We start from the raw sequence: 18413 nt of genomic DNA, 5'->3' as shown, positions 1-18413 counted from the left end.
TGTTTTATCCTCTTTCTTTATTTCTTACAGCAGTAGTGTATCCCCTTATACTGCTCATACGGATGATCGAGATCCAGAAACGCCGCATCGTGGTGGCCTTTCTGCTGTTCTTTCGGCGGCAGTTTCATATAATCGCCGAACGCCATGCGCAGATATGTGTCATATCCGACCGGAATCGGCAGGCGCTCATTCTCGAACGGAACCTCCATCGCCGATGCAAAAATCTTTTTCGGATATTTCCGGAGAATCGCCTGCGGTGCGCACATCTCGGTGATGCCGTCCACCCGTGGGCTGTCGATATCAAATTTTGTAATATAGTTCTCTGCCTGCTTCCAGATCCGGTACCGCATCTTCTGCGTCGGAGCCAGCGCCAGCAGAATCGTTCCCAGGTAATGCATAAACGCGCCGTGGCGTTCTTTGGTCGGAATAACCTGCGTGCAGAAGAGCTGGAAAATCTTTCCCTCGATCACTTGCCATTTCCGCGCAAGGTTTCCCGGTGCATAGCCTCGATCGGGAGAATATCAAGTGCAACGCCGTGGCAGAGATCCATATCGACCTGCTCCTTTTTCACCTGCGTGGTGCGGCTGTCGCGGATGTTCGCAAACGTATGCGCATTGCAGAAGCCCTCTTTCGGGTACTCGAGCTTGTAGATTTTACTCTCCTCCTGTGTATCCCAGATTTTCAGGAACTTCTCGTAATCTTTCCGCGGCATGAAAAAGTCGAGATCATCGTCCCACGGAATAAAGCCGCCGTGGCGGATTGCACCGATACAGCCGCCGCCGCAGAGATAACAGGTCAGATGGTTTCTCTGGCACCAGTGGTAAAACATGACGGCCATTTCCAGATTTTTTTCCTGCAGCCGGCGCAGAATTTCGTCCTCGGTATTAAACATCTTTTTTCTCCTCTTCCTTTGCGTTCAGGCTGATCGTCTGTCCTTCCTCGAGCCCTTCTGTGCTCTCCTTTGTGAAGACAATCTTAAAGGTTGCAAGAATCAGCTTCAGATCCTCTAAAATCGAATAGCTTTCTATGTACATCAGATCCAGCTTCAACTTGTCGTATGCGGTCGTGTTGTACTTTCCGTAAATCTGGGCGTAGCGGTAAGGCCTGCCTTTACTTTCAGACGGTAAGCAAACTCCGGAATCGATTCCTCATATTCCTTTGCAATCTCCGGCCGCTCCGGGCGCGGTCCGACGACGCTCATATCGCCCTTGAAAATGTTCAGAAGCTGCGGCAGCTCATCAATTCTCGTCGCGCGGATCACCTTTCCGACCGGCGTAATGCGGCTGTCGTTCTTCGTTGCCAGACGGCTACGCCGTCTTTTTCGGCATCCACGATCATGCTTCGGAATTTGTAGACATAGAATTCTTTTCCGCCGATCGTGAGACGTTTCTGTTTAAAGAACACTGGGCCATGGTCATACAGCTTGATGCAGAGCGCTGCGATCAGCATAATCGGTGACGTGATCACAAGAAGAATCGTCGATACGAGCAGATCCAGCAGGCGCTTGCAGAATCTCTGATCAAACGAAAGACCACTGTTTCGCGCGAGCAGAAGCGGTGTATCGAAAATATGGAGCGCTTCCGCTTTCCGTACCATAATATCCGACAGTTTCGGCGTCAGATAGACACGGATTTCTTTCGCATAGCAATATTTCAGCAGACGGTTGCGCAGCTCCGAATGAAGATCGCCCAGGATCACGCCCTCCTGACCGTATGCGTCAATCTGGCGGCAGAGCTCTTTCTCTCCCACTTCCACGCTCACCTTATGTGCTACAATATACTTGTCCGGCCGCTGGTTCATCTTCAGCTCCAAGCTTTCCATCGGGTATTCACCGTAAATCAGAAGCACCTCTCTTGGCGGAAAGAGACGCGCAAACGTCTTCTCAAAAAGCCAGGATACAATGCCTGCCAGCGCAAAGTCCACGAGTGTCATGCCGACCATCGGCAGAATGTACGGCAGGTGGCGCCACAGCAGGATAATCTGCAGATACATCAGCGCATTGGCACAGAATGCCGTCATCATCTGGGAATAGATGATGCTGCTTCCCTTCATGTATCCGATCTTCATGCCGCCGTAAATGTACATGAAAACCAGAAGAAAAATGCCGTAGATCACGACGATAATCTGATTTCCCTTATCCCAGAACGGCTCCAGCCACAGGTGGCTCGCATAGTATCTGTCCCAGAACACAGAAAAAACAGCGCATTCCAGAAGCACAATCGCCGCGACCGCCAGGACACGCATCAGATGTTTGTACTGTTCCCTGTTTTTATAGTTCATCAATCTCTTCCTCTCTTTTTGCCCTTACCGTAATACTTCCGCACACCGTTTACGGCATAGCACGCAAAACAGTACAGGGAGCGGAACGTTCCCATTCCCAGCTCGCGGTAAACACGGTAAGTCATTCCTGCAGAATGCAGTTTATTCCCCGATTTTCCTGTGCTGGACAGTCGGTATTTCAGCAAAGGCTCATCCACACCGCAGGCTGTCCTGTATTTTTTCAGGATCCGCAGCCAGTCCAGATAATCCTCGTGGCACTCGTCCTTTTCCATCGGGAATTCCAGCAGAACGCTTCTTTTGGCCAGTACCGACGAGCAGCCGATCACGTTGCCGCGCAGCAGCATTTTGTAGGTGATCCGCTCCGGGACAGAAAAGATCTTCTGCTTTTCCGGTTCCTGATCGTAAATCAGCTCCCGACCCGTACAGCAGAGCACATCACCGGTCTTTGCAAGGGCTTTTTCCTGCTTTTCCAGTTTTTCGGGATCCCAGTAATCATCCGCGTCCAGAAAGGCAATGTAATCGCCCTTTGCGAGCTGTACACCGCGGTTTCTGGATGCGGACGCTCCTTTGTTTGTCTCATTCCGGATATACCGTACCCGGTCATTTTCTCCGTAACGCCCCATCTTTTCCAGCGTATTGTCCGTGGAATTGTCGTCGATCACCAGGATTTCCAGCGGGGTTTTTGTTGTCTGGCAAAGGACTGAGTCGATTGCCTGAAACAGTGTTTCTGCACCGTTGTACGAAGGGATTACTACTGAAATCATGTATTTTCCTCTCTTACTTTGTCTGCTGCATCTGTTTTTTAAATTTTCCAGCAGCAAACCTCCTACTTTTATAGCATATCTGCACGGGCTTGTCAATTTTACGCCGGGATCTGCTGGTTTTTCTTTCTTACATGTAATTCTATGTGAGCTTTAAAAACGCCAGTAAATAGAACAGAATTCCTCCGAACAGTGCTCCGTTTCCGCCGTTTTTCTGCCCCGTCTTTTTTCCGATGGCAGTTCCGGCATACATCGCCGCCATTCCGACCGCGAAGGAGGCAAAAAAGATCTGTCCTCCTGTCACCGGAAGATCCGCGGCAAAGACGCCGGAGACAATTCCATCCACCGACATCGAAACCGCCAGCAGGCCAAATTCCAGTGGGTGGAGCTGTTTTTCCAGATGTTCCCGTCTTGTTTCTGGTTTTCCCTGCTTTTTTCTTCTGCGTTTTCTCAGTTCTTCAAAAATTTTCAGCGTTCCCATAAGAAAAAAGCAGCCCGCACCCACTCTGGTTCCCCATTCCGGTCCTGCGGACTGCAGAAATCTTTTTCCAAACTGCGCGGAAGCAACCAGGGCAGCACTGCAAAACAGATTCAGCAGCGCCGTCATGCCGGGTGAAATTCTCGTATTGCTGCTTCCATATCCGATGCTTACTGCAAAGTTATCGGCTGAGAGCGCCGCAGCAAGCAGAAGCAATTCTACCATATGACACACTCCGTCATTTCTCACTTTACAGTATTCGTCTGTTTTTCAAACCGTGCATCCCGGGAAGGCAGTTCTTTTTCTTATTCCACTGCTTTCCGGAATTCCCGGATTTTTTCTCCGAAGTGCGATACATCGGTGCAGAAAATGCTCGAAGTTCCCGCCACAAAAATGCTGGCTCCACAGGAACGCAGCGTCGCGCCGTGCTCCTCCGTAATGTTTCCGTCCACTTCTAAAATGATGTCCTCCCGGTGCATCTCCTGCAGAAATTTCTGCAGCTTTTCCGCCTTGCGCAGCGTACTCGGCACAATTTTCTGTCCGGCAAAGCCCGGATTCACCATCAGAAGATTGACACCGTCGATATAATCAAGCACTTCCTCGATCTGCCCGATCGGTGTCGCCGGGTTGATCGCGAGGAACCGCTTGCAGCCGTACGGCACGAGGTAATCGAGCGCGCGCTGCACCTGGAAAGTGCTCTCATAATGAATCGTCACGATGTCCTCTTTGTGAATGCCGATCCACGGCAGCTTGTACTCCGGGTCTTTAATCATCAGATGAAGATCGAGCGGAATACTCGTCAGTTCCCGCAGTCCGCGGATGTAGTCGACGCCAAGGCCGAAGTTCGGAACGAACTCGCCGTCCATCACATCGATATGGAGATATTCGACTTTTTCTTTTTCAAATACATCGATCGTCGCCTGCAGATCCACAAGGTTTGAGCACATCATGGATGCCGATATCTGACTTTTTCTCATATTTCTACTCCCATGAAACCATTACTTTACAGTATGGCTCTTTATGATTTTTCATCAGTTCCAGTCCGTCCATCAGCTTTTCGGACGGGAAACAGTGCGTGATCAGCGCCTGTGCCGGGATTTTCTTCTTCGAAAGCGCATCGAGTGCCTCCGTCCAGTCGCAGGCTTCATCTTTTTCATAAGAAGAATTCCACGTTCCCATCAGGTTCAGCTGTTTGCGCAGGATGCGCCAGTACACGTTCTTTTCCATCGCAAGATCGCCCGATGGATTTCCCATCAGCACGATGCTTCCGCCCGGTCTTGCAAGAAGAACTGCACTGGAAACGGCCTGCGGCGTTCCGACCGCTTCTACTACAACATCCGCCTGAATCGCTTTACTCTCCTCTTCCGTCACATATGAGATGCCCGGGATCTGTTCTGCGATCGCACGTTTTGCTTCGCCCCGTCCAATCACAAAAACGGTTTCGGCGCCGAGCGCTTTCGCCCACGCTGCCGCTGCAAAACCGATCATGCCCGTTCCGATCACTGCTGCGGTATCGCCCGGCTTCACACCGCTTCGTTTCACCGCATGAAGCGCCACAGAGAGCGGCTCCAGCATTGCTGCCTCGCGGAAGCTGACGTTTTCCGGCAGCTCCATCAGGTTCCAGTCCGGCACGGCCACGTATTCCGCAAAGCCGCCGTCCCGGCGCGAGCCGAGGTAATCGTAGTGTTCGCACATCTCATATTTTTTCTGCCGGCACTGCGGGCAGGTGCGGCATGGGATCAGCGGGAAAATGCCGACCCGTTTTCCAACTCGCTCTTCCGGCACACCCTCGCCGTATGCGGCAACCACGCCTGAAAACTCGTGACCCGGAATCGTTGGAAAATGGTATGTTCCGTTTGTGAAAATCCGCGGAATATCGGAGCTGCAGATTCCTGATGCCTTTACCTGCACCAGAACCCAGCCGGATGGGATTTCCGGTTTTTCGATGTCTTCCCTTCTTAAATCATTGACTCCATGCAGCTCGTATGCTCTCATTTCGTTTCTCCTTCCACAATCGTACAGAAACGCTCCAGGTCGCTCCTTGTTGTAATCTTAAAGTTCCGCTCATCCCCTGGGATCATCGCCACATCCATTCCATGGCGGTAGGCAATTTCACTCGTTCCCCTTGTGAGGGACAGCTCCTCTTTCGATGCTTCCCGGTTGATCTTCGCGTACGGATGCAGCCGGAAGGCTTCCGGCGCCTGACCGGCAAACAGCGTGCTGCGCTCCAGCAGATGGTCAATTTTTGTTCCGTCGCTGCTCTGATAGATCGTGTCCTTCATCGGCAGCACCGGCATACAGCCTCATGATCGGCAAGCGCCGCAAGGCAGTCGCCAATCAGCTGTTCGCTCACCAGAGGCCGCACGCCGTCGTGGATGATCACACCGTCGTTCTCCGATACGGAATCCTCCATGCAGACGGTAAGGCCATTATGAATGGATTCCTGCCGCGTATCCCCGGCATCCGCAAAGGCGAGAAATTTCGTAATCCCGTCTTCTTCCATCCATCCGCGGATCTTCTCTCTCCAGGCATCTGCCGCCACGATGACGATTTTCTCAACGGCACTGCTTTTCTGAAACTGCTCCAGCGTATACAGCAGAATCGGTTTCTTTTCCACTTCCAGATACTGCTTCGGAAAATCCCCCATCTGCATTCTCGTTCCGATTCCCCCCGATAGTATGATTGCGTAATTCATCTTAAGCCTTTCCTTTGCTCTTTTTACTCTCTTTTTTTCGCTCTTCTTCCAGCTCTTTTAAAAAGTCTCCCAGTTCTCCGGAGGCGTTCTCCAGCAGGTACGACTTCGTTTTCTGTTCTTTCTCCAGATAGTTTTCCCGGATCTGGCCGTTTGTATGTTCAATCTCGGTGCGCAGATCCCGTGCGGAGAGACGATGCGCGCCCGCTCCCATAATGATGATCTGCTCGAGACCGTCCGAGGAAGCCACCGTTACGTTGCCGTTGTGGCCGATCCTGTGAACCGTTTTCTCGATGTACTGGTCAGCCGTCTCCGCCTCTTTCGTATAAACGACATGAATATTATGGTACATGCCGACCTCACCCTGGTTGCCTTTTACTTTGTAGGCATCAAAGACAAGAATCAGCGTCATTTTTTTATATCCCTGATAATTTGACAGGATGTCCATCAGCTTTCCTCTGGCGCTCTCAATATTATACTTCGCCAGCTCATTTAAATCATCCCATGCAAAAATAATGTTATAGCCGTCCACCAGCAGATATTCCTCCTGCGGCTCCTTCGGGCGGTTTGATTTTGCATATTTGGGATCCCCGATGCCGGATGACGAGGTGACCGGACGTGTCCGCCGCTCAAAACCGGCGCGCTTCCGCTCCACTTTGCCGTATGTCCTCGTAAAGATTTCTTCCAGCTCCTTTGCCTCCTGCAGGGAAGCTGCCATCGGCACGCGGTCAGATGCTTTTTTTGCTTTCTGCACAGAGGATGCTCCGCCGCTCCGGTCTGCCGCAGATTCGGCTGAATCGCTTTCTTCTTCCGGATTTTCCAGCGTGTATTCCAGATGCATATGGTCTTCCACTTCATTCCATGGAACGACAAAGCCTGCCCCGTGGGCACAGAACACAGAACCCGTCGGATTTTCCACATCCGCCTCGGAATCGTAGCCGATGGAGGCAATCACTTCCTCAGCGTTGTGACACGGCTCATATCCTTTTAAGGTACAGAACACTCTTCCGCGTCCCCGGCTGTAAGCAGTCACTTCTTTCTGATAATCCCGCATCGTCACAACCGGTGCGGTTCCGGTGATCACTGTCATATCGCCTTCCATTTCCGGCGGTTCAAAGCTGCCGTACATCCGCTGGATATCGTTCAGCGCCCGTCCCGTTGATTCCGACGGAATTTCCAGACGGAACGCATAGACCGGCTCCAGCAGAACGGATTCTGCTTTTTTCAGTCCCTGCCGCACCGCACGGTACGTCGCCTGGCGGAAGTCGCCGCCCTCGGTATGCTTAATGTGCGCACGGCCCTTGACCAGCGTGATTTTCATATCGGTAATCTCCGACCCGGTCAGCACGCCGGGATGCTTCCGCTCCAGCAGATGTGTGAGGATCAGACGCTGCCAGTTGCGGTCCAGGGTGTCCTCGCTGCAGACGGTTCCAATCTGCAGTCCGCTGCCCGGTTCTGCCGGCTCCAGCAGCAAATGAACTTCCGCATAATGGCGCAGCGGCTCGAAATGGCCGACACCCTCCACGGCACTGCGGATCGTCTCTTTGTATACAATATTTCCGGCTCCGAATTCCACCCATTCGCCGAAACGCTCGTGGATCAGACTCTTTAAGATCTCGATCTGCACCTCACCCATGACCTGCGCATGGATTTCCGCGAGGCGCTCATTCCAGACAATGTGAAGCTCCGGGATTTCTTCTTCTAACTGGCGCAGTTTTCCAAGCATCTGATGGACATCGCAGTCCGGCGGAAGCTCGATGCGGTACGTCAGCACCGGCTCCAGCACCGGTTTTTCCGCCTCGGTTTCGTTGCCGATGCCCTGACCGGAGAAGGTGCTGTTCAGTCCCGTTACGGCACAGATCGTCCCCGCCGGTGCTTCCTGTACCATCGTATAGCCCGCACCGGAATAAATGCGGATCTGGTCTGCCTTTTCTTCGCCGAGCATCTGCTTCACCTTCAGCACGCCGCCCGTGATTTTCAGATGCGTCAGACGGTTTCCTGCCGTGTCCCTTGAAATCTTAAAAACGCGCGCGCCAAAATCCCCGCCGTACTCCGGCGTTTTTGTAAACCGGTCCAGAATTTTCAGAAATTCCGTCACGCCCTCCATCTTGAGTGCAGAGCCAAAGCAGCACGGAAAAACCTTCCGCTCTGCGATCATCATGCAGATCTGGTCTTCTTCCACGCTTCCCGTTTCCAGATACTGCTCCAGCACGTCCTCATCACACATGGCGAGTTCTTCCAGCAATTCTGAGTTCTGGAGATCCTGCGAGAAATTCAGGCAGTGCTCTGAGAGACGGCTCTGCAGTTCTTCCAGCAGTTTTTCCGCATCCGTGCCCGGCTGATCCATCTTGTTGATAAAGAGAAAGACCGGGATCTCATACCGCGCGAGCAGCCGCCACAGGGTTTCCACATGACCCTGCACGCCGTCCGCACCGCTGATCAGAAGAACCGCATAGTCCATGACCTGTAAAGTGCGCTCCATCTCCGCCGAGAAATCCACATGGCCCGGCGTGTCAAGGAGTGTGACCTCCGTCTCGTTCAGCTTCAGCACGGCCTGTTTGGAAAAGATCGTGATGCCCCTTGCTTTTTCCAGTTCCTCCGTGTCCAGAAAGGCGTCCTTGTGATCCACTCTTCCGGCTTTCCGGATCTGGCCTGTTTTATATAAAATTCCCTCTGCCAGCGTCGTCTTTCCCGCATCGACATGCGCTAAAATGCCTACCGCCAGTTTTTTGGTTTTTTCCATTTTGTTTCATCCTGTCTGTATGATTCATATTTTTCAGGCCCCCTCATCCCCTGCGGCCCGACTCACTGCTTATTGTACCACAAAACCTCTCATTGCGGAACCCCGGAGTGAAACGCAAAAAATCTCAAAGCGGCTTTTTCTCCTGCTTTGAGATTTTTTTATGCTATGTTCTGTTTTATCTCTCCCCCGCCATCGGCTGCCGATCTGCAATTTTCAGGAAAACAAATCCCAGTGCAAAGAAAATCGCCAGGCATGCAACCGCCACGTTGATCGTTCCGCCTGCCAGTTTTACAGCTGCAATAACTGCAGAACCGAGGAACGATGGTTACTCTGTCTTCCAACGTCATATCCGTTTCTTTTAAAAGTTCATTTGCAAGAAGTGTACCGTACTCTGCATGATGGGCAACCTGCATACAGTGTTTCTGCGAATGATCCGTATATCCCAGCTGTCCCAGGTTTTCGTTTCCTTTTTCAGATATGCGCTGCATCCATTCCAGACTCCAGCCTAACCGCTGTATTTTTGCTGTTCCTGCCATTTCTTTCAGAATATTTTTTACTACAATCACGATCGTAGCACATTTGTATTTTAACTGCTATCCTGTTCCTATAAGGTCTATATCAAATGATTGTTAAATTTTTTATATTTTTGATGCAGTCAGGCGGGGTTCTGTTACAGCAGAAAAGCACTGCAAATACAGATGGATGTATTTACAGTGCTTATTTTGAGATTATTTTTGTTTTTTAATTCTGTGCGTCTTCGTATTCTTTTACTTTTTCTTCATACTGCTCCTGGCTCTCGATCGTATGTTTTACAATATGACCGTGCTCTTTCTGCTTATGTGCCAGATCCCGGCCAGGACGCGGTGCATATTCGTCTTCCGGGATTTCGAGTGCATTGGCGGTGGCGTGAATGATACCGTTGCTGCTGTAGGTGGCACCGCTCAAGGCGTCGATGTTAAGGCTCTGTTCTTCTTTCATCTGCCCTATCACGTAAGGCGCTGCACGGAAAAAGTATTCCTCGGTGTCGCAGTAGGAAAGGATGGAGATGTCGGTCACTCTCTGGTTTTCTACCGTTACCTGCACTTCGACATCCCCGCGGAAGGCATCGGCGGTACCCGTGCAGATACCGTCTTTCAGGTCGTGGAAACGGCCGGCGTCCAGGAATGCCTGTTTTTCTTCCGTTGTATCCGTCGATTCAGATGCTGTATTTTCCTGTACAGTATTCTCATCTCCGGCGGCTTCTTTTAACGCATTTTGAGTGGCCTCAATCAACCCTTTACTGCTGTAGGTGGCGCCGGAAACGGTATCTATCTCCTCGGCACTCTGTTTTTTCATGATTTCCGAAAAGATTCCTGACTTTGCTCTGTCCAGATATGTCTGATCATCCTCGGCGTTCTCTATCGTCAATCCGGTTATTGTTCCCTGTTCCACTTTTACGGAAACGGTCACGGTTCCGCGGTAGCCTTCTCCACTTCCGGAATAAGCGCCGTCCTGGAATCTGCTGTCCAGATTCTGTTCTGCCGTATTAATGGCCGCATCACCTGCTGTCTTACCAACGGAACCGCTCTCGCTCCGGATCAGGAACTGTGACGCTGCAATCGTAAGACAGGTCACCCCGACACCGATCCACACGCTGTATCGGTACTTCCAGTGTGCATTGTTCTTCAGACATCCGTTTATACATACCCCGCATCCAATGCACTCGCCGCCTGCCGTCTGCTCTTTTTCTGTCAGATCAATTCCCATGGTACATTTTGCAGTACAGAGACGGCAGTTTCCGCATTTGCTCCGCGGTTTTACAATTTTTAACAGAGTACATCTGGAAATCATGCTGTAGATGGCTCCTATGGGACAGAGATACCGGCAGAAAAAGCGCTGGATTAAGACGGATCCGACGAAAATCACCAGAATCAGCGCACCGCCAATCGAAAACATCGGCTTCACGCCCGGCCAGTGTCCGATGGAACTGTACTGTCCAAATACCTGCCACGGCCCTGCGATGTTCCATTTTATCATACCGCTCCATACGAAGACTGCCCAGAACAGGAGCACACCATATTTGATCCAGCCTGTTGGAACATTTCTTCCACTCTTCTTTGAATTTGAATGCAGGTTTTTCGCACCTGCTTTTCGAAACCGCTTTTTCAGCTTATTTCCTGCAAACCACAGAAAATCCTGCACAGCCCCGAAGCTGCAGAAATATCCGCAGAAAAACCGTCCCACAATAATCACCGCCGGAACCGTCGCCAGCACCATCCATACCGAATACCTGATCCGTTCCCACGAAACCGTCCCCTGATAAACTGCGGAAATAATCGTCCCAACCGCAGAAAACTGCGCCTCAAACAAGCCCGGGATCAGCAGGAAAGAAAGGATCTGAATCACTGCTTTCGGCCAGTTTCTTTTGTCTTGTTTTTTCAAATTTGTTCCTCTTTTCTTATGTTTAACGTTTCATCTCCATTACCGGACCATTCGATTTATGTTCCTGGATTAATTCACAAATCTCCGAAAGATTCATTGCCGAGAAATCTCCGGGGACGGTATCCTTCAGGGCACTTACTGCATTTCCGATGGATACTGCCTGTGACAGTAAAAAACCCTCATAAATCGTGTATTTTCTGCACATTTATGAGGGTTTTATATTTTTGCGTTATTTTTACAAATTCACAGTTGAATTATGCGTTCATCTGTTTAGCAACTTCCTCAGCAAAGTTCTCTTCTTTCTTCTCGATTCCTTCACCGGTCTCGAAACGAACGAAGCCTTTTACTGCTACGGTTGCGTTGTTTGCTTTTGCAACCTGTGCTACATACTGAGCTACGGACTGTTTTCCGTCTTCTGCTTTTACGTATACCTGATCAAGCAGGCAGATCTCTTTGAGCTCTTTGTTGATACGGCCCTGGATCATTCCCTGGATAACTTTTTCCGGTTTCTGAGACTCTTTCGGGTCGTTCTGAATCTGAGCCATGAGGATTTCTTTCTCATGTGCGATGTAATCAGCGCTTACTTCGTCGCGGTTTGTGTACTGCGGACGAAGAGCTGCAATCTGCATTGCAACGTTTTTAGCCATCTCTTTGAGGTCATCGTTTACAACATCTGTCTCAACGTCAACCAGAACACCGATTTTACCGCCCATATGAGTATAAGAAGCAACGAAACCGTTCTCCTCTTTTACCTGCTGGAAACGACGGATGTTCATGTTCTCGCCGATGGTAGCGATCTGATGAGCCAGCTCTTCGCCAACGGTCTCGTTGGTATCGAATTTCCAAGGCTCTGCCAGGAATCCTTCTACGTCTGCTGCAGTTGTATCCATAGCCTGCTCTGCAACCTGTGCTACATAGCCACGGAATTTCTCGTTCTTTGCAACGAAGTCTGTCTCAGCGTTTACTTCTACAGCGACAGCTTTCTTTCCATCCTCGGATACGTTCAGCATAACGATACCCTCAGCTGCGATTCTGCCAGCTTTTTTCTGAGCAGTAGCAAGTCCTTTTTCTCTCAGGAACTCCATTGCTTTGTCCATATCACCTTCGGTAGCTGTAAGAGCTTTCTTGCAGTCCATCATACCAGCACCGCTTACTTCTCTTAACTCTTTTACCATTGCTGCTGTAATAGCCATTGTTTTATTCCTCCGTATACGTGATTCAGCAGACTGCATCTTCATGCCGGTCTGCTATTGTGAGATTCGCCGAAGGGAACCTGAATTTCAAGTTCCCCCCAGTTCATTACTTCGCGTAAATTATTCAGCGTCTGTCTCTGCTGCTTCTTCGTATGCAGCTTCCTCAGCCTCGCCCTGTTTTGCCTCGATAACTGCGTCTGCCATTTTGGAAACGATCAGTTTTACGGCACGGATAGCGTCGTCATTACCCGGAATTACATAGTCAAGCTCTTCCGGATCGCAGTTGGTATCGCAGATACCGATCAGCGGAATTCCCAGTGTATGAGCTTCCTGTACGCAGATTCTCTCTTTTTTCGGATCTACTACGAAGATAGCGTCCGGCAGTCTCTTCATTTCTTTGATACCGCCAAGGTTTTTCTGCAGTTTTGCAAGCTCTTTCTTTAACTCAATGACTTCTTTTTTCGGAAGAACTTCGAAGGTGCCATCCTGCTCCATGGTCTCGATTGCTTTCAGTCTTGCAATACGGCTCTGGATGGTTTTGAAGTTGGTCAGCATACCGCCGAGCCATCTCTCGTTTACATAGTACATTCCGCAGCGCTCTGCCTCAACAGCGATAGCGTCCTGAGCCTGTTTTTTGGTTCCTACGAAAAGGATTGTGCCGCCGTCTGCTGCGATGTCTGCAACAGCTTTGTATGCGTCATCTACCATTCCTACAGATTTCTGCAGGTCGATGATGTAGATACCATTACGCTCTGTGTAGATGTACGGAGCCATTTTAGGATTCCATCTTCTTGTCTGATGTCCGAAATGAACACCGGCTTCCAGTAACTGTTTCATTGAAATTACGCTCATTGTTTTATCTCCTTATGGTTTTATTCTTCCCCATGTTTTTTCACCTTGGAACCTGTTTTTCAAAAAACAGGCACCATCCTTGGTACCGCATGGGTGCTTATTGTGCAACAGTAAGATTGTATCACAGAGTTTTTTTCATGACAAGCATTTTTTTCGCGGATTCTGCGGTTTTTTTCTGTTATTTTTGTGTTTTTCCCTGTTTATCCTTTAAAAACAGATACCAGAACGTTCCGGCGCAGATTACCGCTTCCAAAAAGATGAACATCCATGCACCTGCCGGCGCTTTTTGGGTCATCCAGGATACGAACTGGCTCCGGTAAAGTCCCCAGATATTTTCTGCCATGTGCGCAAGAACCGGGGCAAGGAGTGTTCCGCACCGCTCATAAATAAGGATCAAAAGCACACTTACCACGGCTGCATAGACAAACTGCGTCACATTGCCGTGATATGCACCGAACAGCAGACATGATGCTGCGATGCCCCAGCCGGTTCCCCAGAAATCTTTTGCCCTGCGGTAAATCATGCCGCGGAAAACAATTTCCTCTGCGGCCGCGCTCAGCACACCGACGGACAGGATCAGAAGCAGCGGGTTCTGTCCTTCATAAATCTTTGATGCCATGTCCTGATAGCCGGAAAAGATTCTGGTAAAGCCGGTCACGTTCATGACAGTGTTCAGGAGATGGCCGAAGGTCATAACCAGCAGAATACAGGCGGCTGCCTCTGCCGCACTCCACCGTTTTTCCGGTTTCGGGAACATGCCTTCATCTTTTTTGTACTGTTTCCAGAGAACCGGGATCGCCGCCAGACTGCCGATTGCTGATGCAAGAACGGATGTCGCGTGCATACGCTCTTCCAGATAACCGCCGGTCGTAAACGTCATCAGGATCAGCGCCAGAAGTACGGTTGCTCCGATCAGAAACAGTTCGTACGTCAGAAGCGGTTTTAAAAGACGCCATAGCTTCCGCTGGATAGGAATTACGATTTCCTCCGTTTTTGGCTCTGTTTTCGCTGTCCTTTTTTCTTTTATATTCTCTGCTTTTTTCTCTTTCGGCGCAAAGATTCCTGTTCCACTTTCTCCTCTTGTCAGCCACGGGATACGCTCCGGCTTCATTTTTTTGATGCGGTCGCGTCTTTTCTTCTCTTCTTTCGGATCCTCCGCCAGCAGTTTCAGTTCTTCCGGTGTATCACATACCTTTGCGGCACCTGCTGCCTCGAGTTCTTCTCTTCCGCCGTACCCATACGATACGCCGACACAGAGCAGTCCGTTTTCTCTTGCCCCGATTACGTCATAGCTTCTGTCACCAACCATCACCACGTCGGAACGGCTGTCTTCTGCTCCGAGTCGGCGCAGCGTCTCTGCGATGACTTCTCCTTTGTCGGTTCTGGTTTCGTTCATTTCTGAACCGGTTACTACGGTAAAATACTTTCTGATTTCGAAATGCTCCAGGATCTGCTCCACGTATTTTTCCGGTTTGGACGATGCTACCGCCAGAATTTTTCCCTGCTCTTTCAGATACGCCAGAACCTCCGGGATTCCCCCGTATACTTCATTTTCAAAAATGCCCTCTGCCTCGTACCGCTCCCGGTATTTTGTGATGGCCTGCTGTGCTTCTTCGCAGCCAAGGCCTGCAAAATTCATAAAAGATTCCAGAAGCGGCGGCCCCACGTAACAGTTCAGTTTTTCCAGATCCGGCTCTTCGATGCCAAAGGATGCCAGCGCATACTGTACACATCTTGTAATTCCAGGACCGGAATCAGTCAGGGTTCCGTCCAGATCAAATAATATCATATCTGACATACTCTTATTTCCTCTTTTACTTTTTTATCGTATGACATGTCTTTTATTCTAGCATATCGAAATTAGAAATACAAACAAAACCGGATCAGGCTATTTTCTGCAGAGTGCACGCAGATAGCGGGTGGTCTGATTCTGAATTTCGGCAATGGCACGAATCAGGTTCCAGAGGCGCCTCAGGGACTGCCAGAGGCGGGTTCCTTTTGGTTTCTGGCTGGTTCTTTGGCTGACAAGTGTGGAAGTTTTTGGTTTCACGTTGACTTCCCACGGTTTCATGGTTCGAACAATGCCGTCTGCACCACGCACTTTTACAGTGATGCGGTTGTAGCCTTCGGAAAGGCTCTCGGCTTTCAGACAGATTTTGTTTTCTTTCCATTCATATTCGGCTTCGGAGCCATTTACCATGCAGGAAAGAATTTCAGCCGTGTCGGCGGCTCCCTCGAGCAGAATTTCCGGGGTATAACCGGGATCTATTTCGACGCTGGTGTCGGCCGGGCGGATAATCAGGGGGATCGGCGCTTCGAAATCTTCGTCTGCTATCTGTGATAATATGAAATCGGCGATGATCTGCGGCGGTATTTGAGATGGCTCCTCCCCGGCACTCTCAGATAGAGTTTCGGCAGGCGGAGGACTGCTTTCTTCTGTTTGTAGCGGAATATCATCTGGATCTTGGGTCACCTCCTCGGGCGTGGCTGCAGCAACGGGCAGCTGTTCGTCTGTTTTGAGTTCTTCTTTCTCAGGAGACGATTGCCCGGGCTCCGTTTGTTCCTGCTTTTCTGTGTTTGACTTTCCGGCATCTGGCATTACGGCAGGCTCCTCTTTTTCTGGTGCTTTTGTTTCCGAGGTTTGATTTTCTGACTCTTTTTCGGTTGACGGAGATTCCTGCTTCGTTTCTTCCATATCAGGCTTTTCCGGTTCCGGATCTTCTGGCATCAAATTTTCCGTTCCGGATTTTTCTGAACCTGTATCTTTATAATCTGGTTTTTCTGTGTCCATTTCTCCAAAATCCGTTCTCTCCGAATCTGACTCTTCTGTCTCTGATTCTTTTGTATCTGTTTCTTCACATCCTTCCTCTGATTCCGATTCCCCGGAACCCATATCTCCTGCCTCCGGCAATTCTTCTGGCTTCCCCGATTCTGAATCTTCCGAAATTTCTTCCTCCTCTTCTTCCCACCTTTCCGCTGGTTCTTTCTCCGGATCCGGAATTACCGTCGGGGGAAGCATTTTTTCTTCTCCTTCTGTCTCTTTCTTTCCGGTCTCTGCCGGATCTGTTTTCTCTTCCGGCGGCTCTGGTTCCTGCTCTGGTTTCTCTTCTATAGGCGGTTCTTCTTCTGACTTTTCGTCCGGCAGCAGTTCCTCCGGTCCGGCTTTCCCGTCTGCATCTGTCACATCACTGTTCTCGATGATTTCAGCTTCTAATTCCACGCTTTCCACCGCACTTGCGGCCTCGCCTATCGTCTGCTGTGTCTCCGCGTGGACTTCGATTCCCTGGATGGCCAGGAATCCTGTCATCATTGCGCATATGGTCTTTTTTCTCATCCTGCTTCCTCCCATCTTTTTCTGATCTGCTGATAAAAAATGTCCTCCTCCATTCCCGGAATTTCTGCTGCCTCGTTGAGGTACTGTTCTGCTTTTTCCTGCATGTCGAACTGCAGTGCCAGCTCTGCGGCCCGGAGCAGATTTTTCCGCCGGTTTCCATCCTGTCTGCTGCACAGAAGCCGTTCGTAATAGAGAAAGCTCTCCTGGCACCAGTCCTGTTCTCTTTCCCCATCCCCGGATTTTCCGCCAAGATAGCACGCATCCGCCAGTCTCTGCCAGATGACGTTCTCCCACTGCCCCTCCATATTCTCGCCTGCGGCCTTTTCCAGCACTTCGATTCCTTTCCGCATGGCGTCTGTGTCATTTTCACGCGCCAGTTCTTCGGAAAAACTGAAATACATTCCTGCAACAGCAAGATATCTGCGGCAGCGTTTTTCTTTTTCCGGCTCCTGCTGCGTGTCATCATAAAATTCAGCCAGCAATGGCTCCATCTGCATTTTTTCCCTTGCCGCATCATCCGCCAGACAGTATTCCACAAGTTCCTGCTCCACACGCCCCGCCTGACTGAGATGATCTGCCTTTAAGAACGCTTCCCGCGCTTTCTGGTAGTTCGGCAGACTGCCTTCTTCCACCGGATTTCCGCAGAACCAGAGATCTCCCTGCTCCTCCCATTCGTCTGCCGCCGGAAACTGCCCCCATGGCATCCTGCTGGCAACTGCAGCCGCTCCTCCTGTCAGAAAAGCAAAAACTGCAAAGATCCGCAGAGTCTTCCTGCCTTTTCGCTTTCTTTCCAGCCGCCGCAGTGCCTTTTTGACTTCTCCGGCAGACGCATACCGCTCCTCCGGCTTTTTCTGCATACACTTTTCCATCACCCGCCAGAGTCCTCTTTTCTGCCGCTTTTTCGCATGCTTCGCCATTGCCGCAAGCAGTGCGCCGAGTGCATAAAGATCGGAACGGGCGTCACACTTCCCGTCATACTGCTCCGGCGCTGCATAACCGCGGGTTCCATAACGGACTTCCACACCCGTTTCTTCTGTTCCGGCTGCACCGAAATCCACAAGGTATATTTCACCACGCTCTGTTATCATCACGTTGTCCGGCTTCAGATCCCGGTAGAAAACCGGCGGGTTCTGTGCATGGAGATAACAAAGAATCCCGCTCAGGGCAATTCCCGTTTTCAGAATTTCCCGGCTGGAAAACCGTTCTCCCTTACGCATACGCTGTCCGATAGATTTTCCGTTTACAGCTTCCATCACCAGAAAGCTTTTTGTCCTACTTTCCAGAAGTTCCACCGCACAGGGAATCCCGGGATATGAAAACTTCTGTAAAAGAAACGCTTCCCGGCGCAGTTTTTCCCTGTCACATATACTTACCTTGACTGCATACCGCTTTCCGGATCCAGTTTTCTCTGCAAGATAAACGACAGACGTTGCCCCTCTTCCGAGCACTGACAGCAGGCGATACTTCCCTCCCGGAAGTTCTACTTTTCCAATGATCCCGCCTCCTCTTTTTACGTCAAAGTGTTTGTCAGTCCGATATTCTGTTTTTGTACATGGATATAAATTGAGCCGAATGGCTCTTCGATAGAGTAATATAGAATCGATTTTTCAGGACGAATGTCCAAGCGGATGAAAAATCGTGATGTAAGTATAACACAAC

Annotated in this window: 15 protein-coding genes and 2 pseudogenes; all 17 read right to left on the bottom strand. The window is 50.3% G+C overall.

The annotated features are described in order from the left end of the window. Nucleotides 1-17: 17 nt before the first annotated feature. Nucleotides 18-470, bottom strand: coding sequence for a LicD family protein (locus tag DXA55_RS17330; protein ID WP_199605809.1), 453 nt, complete (start codon nucleotides 468-470; stop codon nucleotides 18-20). After that, complete coding sequence (locus DXA55_RS17325) at nucleotides 467-892, bottom strand: LicD family protein (protein WP_199605801.1); 426 nt, start codon at nucleotides 890-892, stop codon at nucleotides 467-469. The genes DXA55_RS17330 and DXA55_RS17325 overlap by 4 nt, the downstream gene beginning before the upstream one ends. Next, nucleotides 885-1261: pseudogene (locus DXA55_RS18805) on the bottom strand (sugar transferase). The gene DXA55_RS17325 and the pseudogene DXA55_RS18805 overlap by 8 nt, the downstream one beginning before the upstream one ends. Further along, a complete protein-coding gene (locus DXA55_RS19580) occupies nucleotides 1258-2280 on the bottom strand; it encodes a sugar transferase (RefSeq protein WP_442857663.1) in 1023 nt (340 codons plus the stop codon). Before DXA55_RS19580 ends, DXA55_RS18805 begins: the two are co-directional and overlap by 4 nt. Then, nucleotides 2280-3044, bottom strand: a complete 765-nt coding sequence (locus DXA55_RS11235) for a glycosyltransferase family 2 protein (protein ID WP_117814229.1) — start codon at nucleotides 3042-3044, stop codon at nucleotides 2280-2282. The genes DXA55_RS19580 and DXA55_RS11235 overlap by 1 nt, the downstream gene beginning before the upstream one ends. A gap of 139 nt (nucleotides 3045-3183) precedes the next feature. After that, entirely contained in the window at nucleotides 3184-3744 is a 561-nt protein-coding gene (locus DXA55_RS11230) for a manganese efflux pump (protein ID WP_117814207.1), read from the bottom strand. 80 nt (nucleotides 3745-3824) lie between these two features. Beyond that, nucleotides 3825-4496, bottom strand: a complete 672-nt coding sequence (locus tag DXA55_RS11225) for a ribulose-phosphate 3-epimerase (protein ID WP_117814205.1) — start codon at nucleotides 4494-4496, stop codon at nucleotides 3825-3827. Between the two features lie 4 nt (nucleotides 4497-4500). Further along, nucleotides 4501-5514: a galactitol-1-phosphate 5-dehydrogenase gene (locus DXA55_RS11220; RefSeq protein WP_055219428.1), complete on the bottom strand. Its 1014-nt coding sequence runs from the start codon at nucleotides 5512-5514 to the stop codon at nucleotides 4501-4503. Next, nucleotides 5511-6214, bottom strand: a pseudogene (locus DXA55_RS18800) (IspD/TarI family cytidylyltransferase). Before DXA55_RS18800 ends, DXA55_RS11220 begins: the two are co-directional and overlap by 4 nt. Nucleotide 6215: 1 nt before the next feature. After that, nucleotides 6216-8954, bottom strand: coding sequence for a translation factor GTPase family protein (locus DXA55_RS11205; RefSeq protein WP_117814199.1), 2739 nt, complete (start codon nucleotides 8952-8954; stop codon nucleotides 6216-6218). Nucleotides 8955-9112: 158 nt separating this feature from the next. Continuing rightward, nucleotides 9113-9520 (bottom strand): hypothetical protein, encoded by a 408-nt coding sequence (locus DXA55_RS17805; protein WP_242998498.1) that lies wholly within the window; start codon nucleotides 9518-9520, stop codon nucleotides 9113-9115. A gap of 175 nt (nucleotides 9521-9695) precedes the next feature. After that, nucleotides 9696-11375, bottom strand: a complete 1680-nt coding sequence (locus DXA55_RS11195; protein ID WP_117814197.1) for an FMN-binding protein — start codon at nucleotides 11373-11375, stop codon at nucleotides 9696-9698. Nucleotides 11376-11629: 254 nt separating this feature from the next. Continuing rightward, on the bottom strand, nucleotides 11630-12568 hold the full coding sequence (gene tsf / locus DXA55_RS11185; RefSeq protein WP_022461153.1) for a translation elongation factor Ts: 939 nt from the start codon (nucleotides 12566-12568) through the stop codon (nucleotides 11630-11632). Nucleotides 12569-12688: 120 nt separating this feature from the next. Continuing rightward, nucleotides 12689-13420, bottom strand: a complete 732-nt coding sequence (gene rpsB / locus DXA55_RS11180) for a 30S ribosomal protein S2 (RefSeq protein ID WP_022461152.1) — start codon at nucleotides 13418-13420, stop codon at nucleotides 12689-12691. Nucleotides 13421-13598: 178 nt separating this feature from the next. Continuing rightward, nucleotides 13599-15218: an HAD hydrolase-like protein gene (locus DXA55_RS18795; protein ID WP_117814195.1), complete on the bottom strand. Its 1620-nt coding sequence runs from the start codon at nucleotides 15216-15218 to the stop codon at nucleotides 13599-13601. A gap of 90 nt (nucleotides 15219-15308) precedes the next feature. Continuing rightward, on the bottom strand, nucleotides 15309-16754 hold the full coding sequence (locus DXA55_RS11170) for a hypothetical protein (RefSeq protein ID WP_117814193.1): 1446 nt from the start codon (nucleotides 16752-16754) through the stop codon (nucleotides 15309-15311). Next, nucleotides 16751-18208, bottom strand: a complete 1458-nt coding sequence (locus DXA55_RS11165) for a serine/threonine protein kinase (RefSeq protein WP_243868653.1) — start codon at nucleotides 18206-18208, stop codon at nucleotides 16751-16753. The genes DXA55_RS11170 and DXA55_RS11165 overlap by 4 nt, the downstream gene beginning before the upstream one ends. Nucleotides 18209-18413: the final 205 nt, after the last annotated feature.

The organism is Blautia sp. OF03-13 (assembly GCF_003460685.1).
GTDB lineage: Bacteria > Bacillota > Clostridia > Lachnospirales > Lachnospiraceae > Fusicatenibacter > Fusicatenibacter saccharivorans.
This window is presented reverse-complemented; position numbering and strand designations above follow the sequence as displayed.

What these genes read in the sequence shown, in the direction of transcription:
- DXA55_RS17325 (WP_199605801.1), bottom strand. Translation starts at nt 892, where the DNA reads ATGTTTAATACCGAGGACGAAATTCTGCGCCGGCTGCAGGAAAAAAAT.
- DXA55_RS19580 (WP_442857663.1), bottom strand. Translation starts at nt 2,280, where the DNA reads ATGAACTATAAAAACAGGGAACAGTACAAACATCTGATGCGTGTCCTG.
- DXA55_RS11235 (WP_117814229.1), bottom strand. Translation starts at nt 3,044, where the DNA reads ATGATTTCAGTAGTAATCCCTTCGTACAACGGTGCAGAAACACTGTTT.
- DXA55_RS11230 (WP_117814207.1), bottom strand. Translation starts at nt 3,744, where the DNA reads ATGGTAGAATTGCTTCTGCTTGCTGCGGCGCTCTCAGCCGATAACTTT.
- DXA55_RS11225 (WP_117814205.1), bottom strand. Translation starts at nt 4,496, where the DNA reads ATGAGAAAAAGTCAGATATCGGCATCCATGATGTGCTCAAACCTTGTG.
- DXA55_RS11220 (WP_055219428.1), bottom strand. Translation starts at nt 5,514, where the DNA reads ATGAGAGCATACGAGCTGCATGGAGTCAATGATTTAAGAAGGGAAGAC.
- DXA55_RS11205 (WP_117814199.1), bottom strand. Translation starts at nt 8,954, where the DNA reads ATGGAAAAAACCAAAAAACTGGCGGTAGGCATTTTAGCGCATGTCGAT.
- tsf (WP_022461153.1), bottom strand. Translation starts at nt 12,568, where the DNA reads ATGGCTATTACAGCAGCAATGGTAAAAGAGTTAAGAGAAGTAAGCGGT.
- rpsB (WP_022461152.1), bottom strand. Translation starts at nt 13,420, where the DNA reads ATGAGCGTAATTTCAATGAAACAGTTACTGGAAGCCGGTGTTCATTTC.
- DXA55_RS18795 (WP_117814195.1), bottom strand. Translation starts at nt 15,218, where the DNA reads ATGTCAGATATGATATTATTTGATCTGGACGGAACCCTGACTGATTCC.
- DXA55_RS11170 (WP_117814193.1), bottom strand. Translation starts at nt 16,754, where the DNA reads ATGAGAAAAAAGACCATATGCGCAATGATGACAGGATTCCTGGCCATC.